Genomic DNA, 12,823 nt, shown 5'->3' on the forward strand with positions numbered 1-12,823 from the left:
TCCATCTGGGCGGCACCGGTGATCATGTTCTTGACGTAGTCGGCGTGGCCGGGGCAGTCGACGTGGGCGTAGTGACGCGCCTCGGTCTCGTATTCCACGTGCGCAGTCGAGATCGTGATCCCACGAGCCCGCTCTTCCGGCGCGCCGTCGATCTGGTCGTAGGCCCGGAATTCGCCGAAATACTTCGTGATCGCCGCCGTCAGCGTCGTCTTGCCGTGGTCAACGTGGCCGATCGTGCCAATGTTGACGTGCGGTTTGTTCCGTTCAAACTTTGCCTTGCCCATTGCGAATTCCGCCCTTGTCCAGATCGGGCCGAAGCCGGGCCCGAGATTACACGGGCGGCGACTTATCCCGCGTGCGGGGGAAATTCAAGCCTGATTGGCCGAAAGGCGCGCGCCTGCGGCAAGCCCGCGCTTTGCCCTTGGACCGCGCCGCCCTATCTTTGTCGCATCATGCTGGATGTCACCTCCCCCCTCCCCGCCCGCGTCGCCCTGCACACCGAACCGATGGGGGTCTGGCAAAGCTTCCGCGCCGCACAGCGCAACGTTCTGGAGCTGATCCCCGAGGTCGCCACGCGGGTGCCGATCCTGTCGGGCCGCACCGGCAAGCGCTGGCACATGCTGATGGACCCCGAGGGGTTGAAGCAGGTCCTGCGCGACCGCGTGGACGATTATCCGAAGTCGGTTGTGACCAAGCTGATCCTGGAGCCCGCCATCGGCGACAGCCTCTTCGTGGCCGAGGGCGCGCAGTGGATGTGGCAGCGGCGGACGGCGGCTCCGGTCTTCTCGCACCGCAACGTCAGTGCGCTGGGGCCGGTCATGACCGCGGCGGCGGAGCGGTCTGTCGCGCGTCTCGACCGCTCGGTTGGTCGGGCGGCGGACCTTTTCGACGAGATGGTCACGGCCACCTTCGAGGTCATCGCGGACGTCACCTTCTCGGACGGGTCGGGTTTCGACCGGGCCTCGGTTCATGAGGCGATCGAGCAGTATATCGGGGCCACGGCGAAGGTCTCGCTTCTGGACGTCCTTGGCGCGCCGCCCTGGGTGCCGCGGCCCAATCGCCTGTTCACCGGGTCGGCGATGCGGCAGACCAAGCGCCTTGCCGACCGGGCCATCGAGGCGCGGAAGGCCGAGGGCGCTAAGGCTCCGCCGGACCTCCTGGACCTTTTGATGGCGGGCTCCGATCCGGAAAGCGGTCGGCAGATGACGACGGCAGAGATGCGGGACAACCTGCTGACCTTCATCGTCGCGGGGCACGAGACGACGGCGCTTACGCTAAGCTGGGCGCTGTATCTCTGTGCCCTTGACCCGGCCGTGCAGTCTGCCGCGCGGGAGGAGGCGCAGGCGGTTCTGGGCGACAGGGCGGCCACAGTGGCGGACCTTGCCCGCCTGCCGCTTGTGCGGCGGATCGTGGACGAGGCGCTGCGGATGTATCCCCCCGCGGCCTTCCTGTCGCGGACCGCGATGGCCGCCGATATCCTCTGCGGTCGTGAGGTCCGGCCCGGCGACACCGTAATCCTGCCGATCTACGCGCTGCACCGGCACCGCCTGCTCTGGGAGGACCCCGATGCCTTCCGCCCCGACCGCTTCACCGATCCCAAGGCGGTGCCGCGCTTTCAGTACCTGCCCTTCGGCGACGGCCCCCGCATCTGCATCGGCGCATCCTTCGCGTTGCAAGAGGCGGTGATCGTGCTGGCAACCCTGCTGGCGCGGTTTCGCTTTGCCCCTGTGCCGGGCAAAGAGCCGAAGCCCGTCATGATCCTGACCCTGCGGCCGCAGGGCGGCGTCTGGCTGAAGGTGGAGCGGGCCTGACCTCCTCGTTCGACTTCGTCTCCGCGTCGTGATTGCCGGCGAGGAGTGACGAAGTCATCGACGAGCGGCCTGTCAGGTGAACTTGTTGTCCCGAGGGAAGCCGCGTGGGGCCATCTTTCCGGCACTTGCCCGGGCCCCGGTCCACTCCACAAGGTCGGTTTCCGTGCGGGTGCGCCCGGCAGGGTCCTTCCACGAAAGCCCGTCTGCCTTCGTGAAGGTGATCGCATCCGACAACCCGCCGTCCTTGTACTTCTGCAACCGGACACCCTTGCCCCTCGCCATTTCGGGCAGTTCCGCCAAAGGGAAAACCAGCATTTTCCGGTTGTCGCCCACCACGGCCACCGAGTCCCCCGCCACGGCAATGCAGACCGCCGTCCTGGTTCCTTCCCGGACGGTCAGCACGGCCTTTCCGGCCTTGGTCTGGGCCACAAGCTCTTCCGACGGAACGATGAACCCGTCCCCGGCCGAGGACGCGAGCAGATACTTCTGCCCAGCCCGGTACAGCAGGAAATCGGTGATCCCGGTGTCGTTCGGCAGGTCGATCATCAGGCGCACCGGTTCGCCCATGCCGCGCCCGCCGGGCAGGTTCGCGCCCAGCAAGGTATAGAACCGGCCGTTTTCGGCCACGAGCAGGATCTTGTCCGTCGTCTCGGCGTGGAAGGCGAAGCGCGGGCCATCGCCGTCCTTGAACTTCTGCTCCGCCGCAAGGTCCACATGGCCCTTCATCGCCCGGATCCAGCCCATCTTCGAGCAGATCACGGTGATCGGTTCCCGATCGATCATCGCCTCGTAGGGGATGTCCTCGAACTCGGTCGCGTCGGCGAACTGAGTGCGCCGGGCGCCGAGGACGGTGTTCTTGCCATAGGTCTTGCGGACCTCGTCAAGTTCCTTGCCGATGCGCTTCCACTGGCGTCGGTCGCTGTCCAGAAGGTCGGCAAGGTCGGCGCGTTCCTTCATCAGGGCGTCGCGCTCGGCGTTCAGCTCCATTTCTTCAAGACGCCGCAAGGACCGCAGGCGCATGTTCAGGATGGCTTCGGCCTGGACCTCGTTCAGCTGGCCTTCGCCACCCTTGGCCGGAGGCTGGTAGTCCTTCTCCGACATCGCCCGGATGTGCGATTTCGACCAGTCCTCGGCGATGAGGGCGGCCTTCGGGTCGTTGTCATATCGGATGATGTCAATCACCCGGTCGAGGTTCAGGAATGCGATCAACAGGCCTTCCAGCACTTCCAGCCGGGCGTCGATCTTTTCGATCCGGTGCTGGCTCCTCCGCCGCAACACGTCGCGGCGGTGGTCCAGGAAGGCCTTAAGCACCTCTTTCAGCGAGCAGACCTTCGGCACCTTGCCGTCGATCAACACGTTCATGTTCAGCGAAAAGCGCACCTCGAGGTCCGAGTTGCGAAAGAGGCTGCCCATCAGCACCTCGGGGTCGACAGTGCGGGACCGGGGCTCAAGCACCAGACGGATGTCCTCGGCAGACTCGTCGCGGACGTCGGCAAGAAGTGGGACCTTCTTGATCTGGATGATCTCGGCCAGCTTCTCGATCAGCTTGGATTTCTGGACCTGGAACGGAATTTCGGTGACGACGATCTGCCAGGTGCCGCGTCCAAGGTCTTCGACCTCCCACTTGGCACGGGTTCGGAAGGCGCCACGACCTGTCTTGTAGGCCTCCAGGATCGAATCGCGCGGTTCAACGATCACGCCGCCGGTCGGAAAATCGGGGCCGGGGACCAGGGCCACCAGTGCTTCGTCGGTCAGGGCGGGGTCAGCCAGCAGCGCTTGGCAGCCGTCGATCAACTCGTCCAGGTTATGCGGCGGGATGTTCGTCGCCATGCCGACGGCGATGCCGCTGGAGCCGTTGGCGAGAAGGTTCGGGAAAGCAGCAGGCAGGACAACGGGTTCTTCCAGGCGGCCGTCGTAGTTCGGCCGGAAATCGACGGCGGTCTCGTCGATGCCTTCCATCAGCGCCTCGGCGGCGGCGGTCACGCGCGCCTCGGTATAGCGGCTGGCGGCGGGGTTATCGCCGTCGATGTTGCCGAAATTTCCCTGCCCGTCCACGAGCGGGTAGCGCATGTTGAAATCCTGCGCGAGACGCGCCATCGCGTCATAGATCGCGGAATCGCCGTGCGGGTGGAAATCCCCCATCGTGTCGCCAGCGATCTTGGCCGATTTCAGGAACCCCCCTGTCGGCGTCAGCCGCAGCCGCCGCATCGCCCAGAGGATTCGCCGATGGACCGGCTTCAGCCCGTCGCGCGCGTCTGGCAGGGCCCGGTGCATGATCGTGGACAGCGCATAGGTCAGATACCGTTCTCCGATCGCGCGCGACAGCGGCTCGGAGGTGGTCAGGCCCTGCGGCCCCTCGATCTTGGGTTCGTCGTCGTCTGCGCTCATGGATGTTGTGTAGGGAAATCGGCCTTACGGGTCCAGATACCAATCGCCGGAACATGGAACCAACGCGATGGTTGTGCATTTTTCTTACACTCCCTGGAAACGCCTGTGCTAAGACCGCGCCAACGATAGAAACGGATTAATTCATGCTTCGCCTCACGTTGCTTCTTTGTATCGGCATGTTCGCCGCCCTGATGATTGCTGGAGAAGACCGCGGCCAGATGCGCCCCGGCCTCGCCGCCGCGGCGGCCAAGAAGGTGCAGCCCGAGGCAGTGACCGGAGCCGAATCGCAACCGGAGCAGCTGGTCGAGACCACGCGTACCGCCGTGGACCCGGTGGCCGAAGTGGCCGCAGTCGAACCGCCGGCCGCAGTGGAAGAGCCCGCTCCCGTCGTGGCCTCCGCCGAACCTGCGCCCTACATCGAACCCGAACGTGAACTTGTCACAGCTGTGGAAGAACCCGTCTTTTCGCTGTCGTCGGTCGGCAACGATACGCCCCCTGCCGCCGAGGCACAGCCTGAAGTGGCTGCCGGGGGCGCAGGCACGATCTGGTATGTCAGTGCAAGCTCGGTCAACGTCCGCGCCGAACCCTCGACCGAAGCCGAGGTTGTCGGCAAGCTCACTTCTGGCGAGGCTGCGCTGATGGTGCAGGCGGTCGATGACGACTGGGCGCGGATCGTGATCCAGGGCGACGGGGTGGAAGGCTTCGTCGCGATGCGCTACCTCAGCGCCGAGGCTCCGTGACGGGCCGTGTGCCCGGAGCCAGTGATGACCCAACGTTCGATCCTGATCACCGGATGCTCCTCGGGCATCGGGCTTGATGCTGCGCGGGGATTGAAGGCGCGCGGCTGGCGCGTGTTTGCGACCTGTCGCCAGGAAGCGGACTGCGAGCGGTTGCGGGGCGAGGGGTTGGAGAGCTTCCGACTGGATTATGCGGATGAGGCCAGCATCGCCGCTGCCGTAGCCGAGACTTTGCAGCGGACCGGGGGCACTCTGGACGTACTTTTCAACAACGGTGCCTTCGCCTGCCCCGGCGCGGTCGAGGACCTGCCGCGCGGCGCGCTGCGGGAAATCTTCGAGACGAACCTGTTCGGCTACCACGACCTGACCCGTCGGTTCATCCCGGTGATGCGGGCACAGGGACACGGGCGGATCGTCAACTGCTCCTCGGTCCTTGGTCTGGTGGGGGCCACCTGGCGCGGGGCCTATGTGGCCACGAAGTTCGCCTTGGAAGGCCTGTCCGACGTCCTGCGCATCGAGATGCGCGGCACGGGAATCGACATCATCATGATCGAGCCTGGCCCGATCGCCACGAAAATCCGCGAAAACGCGGTGCCGCATTTTGAAAAGTGGGTGGACTGGGAAAACTCGGCCCGGCGCGAGCAATACGTGACGCTCCGCGGGCGGCTTTACGGGGTGAAGACGAAGAAGGACGCCTTTGAACTGGGGCCCGAGGCAGTGACCGCAAAGCTGATCCACGCGGTCGAAGCAAAGCGTCCCAAGGCGCGCTACTATGTGACGACGCCGACCTACCTGATGGGATTCCTGCGCCGGATCTTGTCCACGCGCGCGCTGGACTGGCTGATCGCCAAGGGCTAGGCGCACGAACTCCAGGGAAAATTCCTGGCAAACTTCCTGCGCAAGAAAATTGGCTTCGCTTTCCGCCCGCCTGCACCTAGATCAGCACGAAAGGGAGTGCGCTCATGTTTTCTGACCCGCTTGTCATCTTCGCCGTCATCGCCTGCCTGGCGGTGCTTGGAATTCTGCTTTTCGGTATCGGTAGCTTTGCCAAGGGTGGCGAGTTCAACAAGCGCAACGCCAACAAGATCATGCGCTGGCGGCTTGGGGTCCAGTTTGCGGCCGTGGTGGTGATCGCGGGCTTTGCCTGGCTGCGGTCGAAAGGGTAAATCATGGTCGTCCTGTCGAAGATCTACACCAAGACCGGCGATGCCGGGGAAACCGCACTGGGCAACGGCGCGCGGGTCGCGAAGCACTCGATCCGGGTCTCGGCTTACGGAACCGTGGATGAGACCAACGCGACGGTCGGCCTTGCGCGACTGCACGCGACCGGGGATATGGCCGAGGCGCTGAAACGCATCTCGAACGATCTCTTCGACCTTGGGGCCGACCTATGCACGCCGGACCGGCACCTGGATCCGACCCTCAGCTACACGCCACTGCGGATGATCGAAGGCCAGGTGTTGCGCCTGGAAGCCGAGATCGACGCGATGAACACCAAGCTGACGCCCCTGCGCAGCTTCATCCTGCCGGGCGGTTCCGTACTGGCCGCGCAATTGCATCTCTGCCGCACCGTCTGCCGCCGGGCCGAGCGTCTGGTGGTGGAAACAGCCACGATGGAAGATGTGAACCCCGAGGCGGTGCGCTACCTGAACCGTCTGTCGGACTGGTTCTTCGTCGCAGGCCGCATCGCCAACAATGACGGCAAGGATGACGTGCTTTGGGTCCCCGGCCTGACGCGCTGACCGCCTGATCGACCCCAGCGATCAAAACGCGGCGTCGCGTCGCGCCAACCTGTCGTATTTGCTCTGTTGCGACGTTTCCTGATCCGGTAACAGGCGGGCGAGAGCTTGTGTGGCCCGAAGCGGCCCACGTCGGACAAGGAGTGCGGCCCATGAAGGTTCTGGTCCCGGTCAAGCGGGTGATCGACTATAACGTAAAGGTTCGGGTGAAGGCGGACGGATCGGGGGTCGACCTCGCCAACGTCAAGATGTCGATGAACCCCTTCGACGAGATTGCCGTGGAAGAGGCGATCCGCATGAAGGAAAAAGGCGTCGCGACCGAGGTCGTCGTCGTCTCCATCGGCGTCAAGCAAAGCCAGGAAACCCTGCGCAACGCGCTGGCGATGGGCGCGGACCGCGCGATCCTGATCGAGGCGACCGACAACGTGCATGTCGACATCGAGCCGCTTGCGGTAGCCAAGCTGCTCGCGGCTGTGGTGAAGGAAGAGGCTCCTGGCCTGGTCCTTTGCGGCAAGCAGGCCATCGACAATGACATGAACGCGACGGGCCAGATGCTGGCCGCCCTTCTGGGCTGGTCGCAGGCGACCTTCGCCTCGGAAGTCGCCATCGAAGGCGACACGGCAAAGGTCACACGTGAAGTGGACGGAGGCCTTCAGACGATCACCGTCAAGATGCCGACGATCATCACCGTCGATCTGCGCCTGAACGAGCCGCGCTATGCGTCGCTGCCGAACATCATGAAGGCCAAGGCCAAGCCGTTGGCGGTGAAGACGCCGGCCGATTACGGCGTCGACGTCGCGCCGCGCCTTTCGGTCGTCAAGACCGTGGAACCGGCAGGCCGCAAGGCCGGGGTCAAGGTCGGCTCCGTCGCCGAACTGATCGCGAAACTCAGAGACGAAGCGGGGGTGCTCTGATGGCCGTTCTTCTTCTTGCCGATGTTGCCGAGGGCAAGCTTGCGACCGATCAGGTCGCCAAGACTTTGACCGCAGTGAAATCGCTGGGCCCGGTGACGGTGCTGGTCGCTGGCACGGGCGGCGATGCCGCGGCTGCCGAAGCGGCGACGCTGGACGGGGTAGCCAAGGTCCTCTTCGCCGACGATCACGTCTACTGCCACGGCATGACCGAACCGACCGCCGCGCTGGTGGCCTCGCTCGCCGCGGATTACGAACACATCGTCGCCCCCTCGGGTGCGCTGTCCAAATCCGTCCTGCCGCGCGTGGCGGCGATGCTGGACGTGATGGTGATCTCCGAAGTGCTGGCCGTGCATGACGCCGCGACCTTCGACCGGCCGATCTATGCCGGGAACGCGATCCAGACGGTGAAGACCTCGGACGCGAAGAAGGTCCTGACCGTCCGCACCGCGACCTTCGATGCGGCGGGCAAGGGCGGCAACGCCCCGGTCGAGAAGGTGTCGGCCACGGTCGATGGCGGCATGTCGGCCTGGGTCGAGGACAAGGTGGCTTCGAGCGACCGTCCGGAACTGACCTCGGCCGGGATCGTCGTGTCGGGTGGCCGTGGGGTTGGCTCTCAGGCCGACTTCGCGCTGATCGAGAAGCTGGCGGACAAGCTGAACGCCGCCGTCGGTGCCTCGCGCGCCGCGGTGGACAGTGGCTATGCGCCGAACGATTGGCAGGTCGGCCAGACCGGCAAGGTCGTGGCGCCGGATCTCTACGTCGCGGTCGGCATCTCGGGCGCAATCCAGCACCTTGCCGGGATGAAGGACTCGAAGGTCATCGTCGCGATCAACAAGGACGAAGAGGCGCCGATCTTCCAGGTTGCCGATTACGGCCTGGTGGGCGACCTGTTCACTCTGGTCCCCGAGCTGATCGAAAAGCTGTAAAGCGAAGGTGGGCGGATCGCCCACCCTACGCCTGCACAAAGGGCCGCCTTCGGGTGGCCCTTTTCACATCAGCCGCTGCAGGACCGGGACCAGACGTTCCGCCACCTCGGCATGCACCGCAGCGCCGGGCAGGCAGGCGGCCTGGGCGGCCTCGGTCTCGGGGTAGGTCATGTCGAAGGGTTGCAGCGCCCTGGCGCGGCGACTGGGCGTGGCGACGATCAGGTGCGACACGTCGGGCAGCAGCGCACCAAGCAGGGGCTGGTCGATGAACGGCGGCGCGGGGTCCAGGCTGCCGGCGCGTTCGGGCGGCGGGGCATCGGCCAGCCAGAGGAGAAGCCGGCGCCGCGGCAGCCGGGCGAGCAGAAGGCGCATCCGGTCCAGCCAGTTCTGTTTCAGACCGGCCACCACCTGGGCATAGGCCGCCCTGTCACTGCGTTCCAGCACTTGCAAAAGGTGGCGGGTAAAGTGGATCTCGGCGAAGTCCACCTGGGGGAACAGGGCGCGCAGCGCGGGGGTAGCGACCAGGAAGCGGTCGTTGCGGCGGCTGTGCACCAGGTAGAACGGGTTCGACAGCGCCTCGGCCCCGGTGATCTGCACGACGGCGACCTCCGCGCGGGCGGCGATGTCCAGCGCCGCGGGGTCTGTCAGGTAGAAGTCCGGACCGGCGTTCAGCCCGCCCAGATTGACTACCGGGCACCCAAGGGCCGCTTCCACCAGCGCCGGATAGGGCCGCTGCACATACTTGCCGAAGGTGGGTGAGCCGCCCAGAACGGCGACATAGGGCTGCGTCAGGTCACGCGCTGGCCCCCGGAACAAGGCCTTGGCGGCCCCATAGCGGCACGGAAAGTAGTCAAGCGCCCGCACGCCCGCCGGAATCGTCATCATCACACACCCGAATTCAGTCCACCCGCCGCAAAGCATGGCCGATGGTGGTTGCCCAATGGCTAAAATCGGGCGGTTGACTAAAGCTCTACGCATTTCCCCCCGCCTTGCGCGGGCGATACCCACGGGGCATAAGCGAAGGCGTCAGACGGAGGTGCGGGCGATGGAGATCAAGCTGGTGGGCGTCGTGGGCGCCGGGCAGATGGGCAACGGAATCGCCCATGTCTTTGCGCTGGCGGGTTACGATGTGCTGATGACCGACATTTCGGAAGACAGCCTGTCGAAGGCACTGGCAACCATCGAGAAGAACATCGAGCGTCAGGTCTCACGCGGGAAGGTCATGCCCGCCGACAAGCGCGCGGCGATGGAGCGGGTCAGGACATCGTTGAAGCTGGCTGATCTGGGTCAGTGCGACCTGATCATCGAGGCTGCCACGGAACGCGAGACCGTGAAGCAGGCGATCTTCGAGGACCTCTTGCCGCACCTGAAGCCGACGACGATCCTGACCTCGAACACCTCGTCAATCTCGATCACGCGCCTTGCCTCCCGCACCGACCGGCCGGAAAAGTTCATGGGCTTCCACTTCATGAACCCGGTCCCGGTGATGCAGCTGGTCGAACTGATCCGCGGCATCGCGACCGATCAGGAGACCTGGGACACGCTGCATGAGGTGGTTCGCAAGCTTGGCAAGACCGCCGCGAGTGCCGAGGATTTCCCGGCTTTCATCGTCAACCGCATCCTGATGCCGATGATCAACGAGGCGGTCTATACGCTGTACGAAGGCGTGGGCTCGGTAAAGTCGATCGACGAGTCGCTGAAGCTTGGGGCCAACCACCCTATGGGGCCCTTGGAACTAGCGGATTTCATCGGGCTGGACACCTGCCTTGCCATCATGAACGTGTTGCATGAGGGGCTGGCGGATACAAAGTACCGGCCTTGTCCCTTGCTGACGAAGTATGTCGAGGCGGGGTGGCTGGGGCGGAAGACGCAGCGGGGGTTCTACGACTATCGGGGCGAAGTGCCTGTGCCTACGCGGTAGGATCAAGACTCCGGTGAGAGAAGGAACCGACACTTGAAGCATGCCTTTTTCATCGGGATTTCTATGGCACTGACGGCGTGCGGCGGCCTGAAGCCTGCCGACACCACTGTGCCAAAAGAGAGCCGGGCGTCGCTGGTTACCCAGGGAATGACCCAGAATCAGGTCGGAGAGATACTGGGCGAGTTTCAGCGAGAGGACTTCGACCCGTCAAACGGCTATTCCTCTTGCAGATCATATCGTTACGACGCGCCGCCGAATGCTCGATACGTGCATGTCGGGTTTGATGGCGAACTGGTCAGCGGCGTGGCCGATGGAAAAGTCGGTCTATGTATCTATGGCGGCGATGTAGGCTAATCTCATCGCGTTAGTCTGAAGGGCCGCCTAGGGCTTACTTCCCCAACCCCAGCGTATGCTCCCGCAACCAGGCCAGGAACCCCCTCGGGTTACCCTCCCACTTCTTCAGCTCCTCCGCCGGGATTGGTTCGCCAATCACCGGGCGGGTCGGCTTGAAGAGACACCGCTTGATCTCATACAGCAGCAACCCCTGCCGCACGGTGTCCGACACCTGGTTGGCGATCTGGAACAGGCGGGAGTTCTGTCCGGGGAAGTAGATCGGCAGGATCGTCGCCCCGGTGGACTTGACGATCTTGTGGGTGAAGACGTTCCACTCCGCTTCCACCGCCGGGCCCCACCAGCCGGGGCTCATCGCGACCTTGCCCGCCGGAAACAGGATGATCACCCCCCCGGCCTTGAGATGCGCCAGCGTTTCTTCCCGCATCTGCAGACCCAACTCGCGGGCGTTGTCCTCGTGCGGGAAGGGGACGGGAATCATGAACTCCTCGACCTCGGGGATGCCGGTCAGAAGCGAGCGGGTCAGGATCTTGAAATCGGACCGGACGCGGTTGACCATTTCGGCAAGGACCATCCCGTCCACCAGTCCCGAGGGGTGGTTCGATACCACGACCAAGGGGCCGGTTGCGGGGATGCGGGCGATCTCTTCCGGCGGGGTCTCGATCCGGATGCCCATGTGGCGGATCGCCTTGGGCCAGAACGGCGCGCCGTGGGGGGCGCCGGATTTTTCAAAGCTGCGGATCAGGCGCAGAAGCTGGACCTTGGCGGTCAGCCATTCCAGCACGCGGATCGTCCCGGCCTTCCACGGATTCTTGAAGGTTCCGGCATAGGACAGCCGCCGCATGTCATACTGACGGTCAGCCCGACCGGCCGCAGACGACGGCGTCTCGGTGGCGATCTGGCTCTGGTCTGTCACTAAGCGGCTATCCCCGGCAGTGCCCGGCACGCGTCCGGACATAACTGCTCAATAATCCTCTCCGAAGCGGGCCGCAACCAGCGCTTCCAAGGCATCGGCGAGTTTCTCCGCATCGTCGCCGCTGGTGGTGACGTCAATCGTGGTCCCGCGCGACGCGCCAAGCATCAGAAGGCCCATGATGGAATCGCCCGAAACCTCCATCCCGTCCTTCGTCACGCTGGCGCGGGCCTCATGCGACTCGACCACTTCGACGAACTTGGCCGAGGCGCGGGCATGCAGGCCCTTTTCATTGACGATCCGGAAAGTGCGGCTGGTCATCTGGCCTCTCAGGCCCCGCCGCCAAGGTCGAGGCTGTTGATATACTTGCGTCCCGCGTCCAGCGCGGCGGCAACAGCCTCAGGAACACCCAGGTCGCGCGATTTGGCAAGCTTGATCAGCATCGGCAGGTTCGCACCGTAAAGGATGCGACGCCCCGAGGTCGCGCAGGCCGGCAGCGACAGGTTCGAGGGCGAGCCGCCGAACATGTCGGTGACCAGCACCACGCCATGGCCAGTGTCGACGGCGTCGGTGGCGTCGCAGATTTCGGCCTGCTTGGCATTTCGGTCGTGGTCGTCCTCGATCGCGATGGCGCGGACCCCGTCCTGACGACCCACGACGTGCTCGACCGCAAGGAGATATTCCCGCGCGAGACCGCCATGTGCCACGATCACGATACCGATCAAGCGCCTGCCACCTTCATTGCCTGGGGCTCATGGACCGCAGCCTTGCGTTCCAGTTCCCGGTGCCGTTTTGACACCGGCCAGCCCGCCTCTGCAAGCGCCTTACCGACCATTTCCGCCATCGCGACCGACCTGTGTTGCCCTCCGGTACAGCCAAAGCCGATTGCGAGATGCGCCTTGCCCTCTTCCAGATGGGCCGGAAGCAGAAACAGGATCAGATCGCTCACCTTCCGGAAGAACGCGTCAAAGCGCGGGTCAGCGCGGACGAAGGCCTCGACCGCCGGGTCGCGGCCGTCCAGCGGACGCAGCGCGGGCTGCCAGTGGGGATTCGCCAGGAACCGGCAGTCGAAGATCATGTCCATCCCGCGCGGAGTGCCGCGCTTGTAGCTGAAGGACTGGAC

16 protein-coding genes are annotated in these 12,823 nt (G+C 64.8%); 9 read left to right on the forward strand and 7 right to left on the reverse strand.

Features of this window, described 5'->3' with window-relative positions:
- Nucleotides 1-284: GTP-binding protein (locus Q0C42_RS21390; protein ID WP_295081058.1), on the reverse strand; the 284-nt coding region annotated here is incomplete at its 3' end.
- A 168-nt stretch (nt 285-452) separates the two neighbouring features.
- On the opposite strand from Q0C42_RS21390, the gene Q0C42_RS21395 reads away from it, so the two are divergent.
- Nucleotides 453-1,811, forward strand: coding sequence for a cytochrome P450 (locus Q0C42_RS21395; RefSeq protein WP_295081060.1), 1,359 nt, complete (start codon nt 453-455; stop codon nt 1,809-1,811).
- 72 nt (nt 1,812-1,883) lie between these two features.
- Here the strand turns inward: Q0C42_RS21395 and parC are convergent, their stop codons facing one another.
- Complete coding sequence (parC, locus tag Q0C42_RS21400) at nt 1,884-4,199, reverse strand: DNA topoisomerase IV subunit A (RefSeq protein ID WP_295081063.1); 2,316 nt, start codon at nt 4,197-4,199, stop codon at nt 1,884-1,886.
- A gap of 143 nt (nt 4,200-4,342) precedes the next feature.
- Here parC and Q0C42_RS21405 point away from each other — a divergent pair, with 143 nt between their 5' ends.
- From Q0C42_RS21405 to Q0C42_RS21430, 6 genes are all read left to right on the forward strand, one after another.
- Complete coding sequence (locus Q0C42_RS21405; RefSeq protein ID WP_295081066.1) at nt 4,343-4,939, forward strand: SH3 domain-containing protein; 597 nt, start codon at nt 4,343-4,345, stop codon at nt 4,937-4,939.
- Between the two features lie 24 nt (nt 4,940-4,963).
- Nucleotides 4,964-5,794: an SDR family NAD(P)-dependent oxidoreductase gene (locus Q0C42_RS21410; protein WP_295081069.1), complete on the forward strand. Its 831-nt coding sequence runs from the start codon at nt 4,964-4,966 to the stop codon at nt 5,792-5,794.
- A gap of 104 nt (nt 5,795-5,898) precedes the next feature.
- The gene (locus Q0C42_RS21415; protein ID WP_295081072.1) at nt 5,899-6,102 is read left to right on the forward strand and encodes a twin transmembrane helix small protein; all 204 of its coding nucleotides are present in this window, start codon (nt 5,899-5,901) and stop codon (nt 6,100-6,102) included.
- A gap of 3 nt (nt 6,103-6,105) precedes the next feature.
- Nucleotides 6,106-6,678 carry a cob(I)yrinic acid a,c-diamide adenosyltransferase gene (locus tag Q0C42_RS21420; RefSeq protein ID WP_295081075.1) on the forward strand — a complete coding sequence of 191 codons (573 nt, stop codon included), beginning with the start codon at nt 6,106-6,108 and terminating at the stop codon, nt 6,676-6,678.
- Nucleotides 6,679-6,827: 149 nt separating this feature from the next.
- Nucleotides 6,828-7,589: an electron transfer flavoprotein subunit beta/FixA family protein gene (locus tag Q0C42_RS21425; RefSeq protein WP_295081078.1), complete on the forward strand. Its 762-nt coding sequence runs from the start codon at nt 6,828-6,830 to the stop codon at nt 7,587-7,589.
- Entirely contained in the window at nt 7,589-8,515 is a 927-nt protein-coding gene (locus Q0C42_RS21430; protein WP_295081081.1) for an FAD-binding protein, read from the forward strand. The genes Q0C42_RS21425 and Q0C42_RS21430 overlap by 1 nt, the downstream gene beginning before the upstream one ends.
- Before the next feature lie 63 nt (nt 8,516-8,578).
- Here the strand turns inward: Q0C42_RS21430 and Q0C42_RS21435 are convergent, their stop codons facing one another.
- Nucleotides 8,579-9,397, reverse strand: coding sequence for a DUF6473 family protein (locus tag Q0C42_RS21435; RefSeq protein WP_295081084.1), 819 nt, complete (start codon nt 9,395-9,397; stop codon nt 8,579-8,581).
- A 163-nt stretch (nt 9,398-9,560) separates the two neighbouring features.
- Here Q0C42_RS21435 and Q0C42_RS21440 point away from each other — a divergent pair, with 163 nt between their 5' ends.
- Together Q0C42_RS21440 and Q0C42_RS21445 are read left to right on the forward strand one after the other, a co-directional pair.
- Complete coding sequence (locus Q0C42_RS21440; RefSeq protein WP_295081086.1) at nt 9,561-10,436, forward strand: 3-hydroxybutyryl-CoA dehydrogenase; 876 nt, start codon at nt 9,561-9,563, stop codon at nt 10,434-10,436.
- A gap of 33 nt (nt 10,437-10,469) precedes the next feature.
- Nucleotides 10,470-10,790, forward strand: coding sequence for a hypothetical protein (locus tag Q0C42_RS21445; protein WP_295081089.1), 321 nt, complete (start codon nt 10,470-10,472; stop codon nt 10,788-10,790).
- Nucleotides 10,791-10,824: 34 nt separating this feature from the next.
- On the opposite strand, the gene Q0C42_RS21450 is transcribed toward Q0C42_RS21445, so the two are convergent.
- From Q0C42_RS21450 to Q0C42_RS21465, 4 genes are all read right to left on the reverse strand, one after another.
- Nucleotides 10,825-11,703 (reverse strand): lysophospholipid acyltransferase family protein, encoded by an 879-nt coding sequence (locus tag Q0C42_RS21450; RefSeq protein ID WP_295081092.1) that lies wholly within the window; start codon nt 11,701-11,703, stop codon nt 10,825-10,827.
- 48 nt (nt 11,704-11,751) lie between these two features.
- A complete protein-coding gene (locus tag Q0C42_RS21455; RefSeq protein ID WP_295081095.1) occupies nt 11,752-12,021 on the reverse strand; it encodes an HPr family phosphocarrier protein in 270 nt (89 codons plus the stop codon).
- 8 nt (nt 12,022-12,029) lie between these two features.
- Complete coding sequence (locus Q0C42_RS21460; RefSeq protein ID WP_295081098.1) at nt 12,030-12,425, reverse strand: PTS fructose transporter subunit IIA; 396 nt, start codon at nt 12,423-12,425, stop codon at nt 12,030-12,032.
- Nucleotides 12,422-12,823, reverse strand: a 402-nt coding sequence (locus Q0C42_RS21465) for an RNase adapter RapZ (protein WP_295081101.1), incomplete at its 5' end; no start/stop codon positions are given. The genes Q0C42_RS21460 and Q0C42_RS21465, both read right to left, overlap by 4 nt.

The sequence above is a fragment of the Tabrizicola sp. genome, from assembly GCF_022842145.1.
GTDB lineage: Bacteria > Pseudomonadota > Alphaproteobacteria > Rhodobacterales > Rhodobacteraceae > Tabrizicola.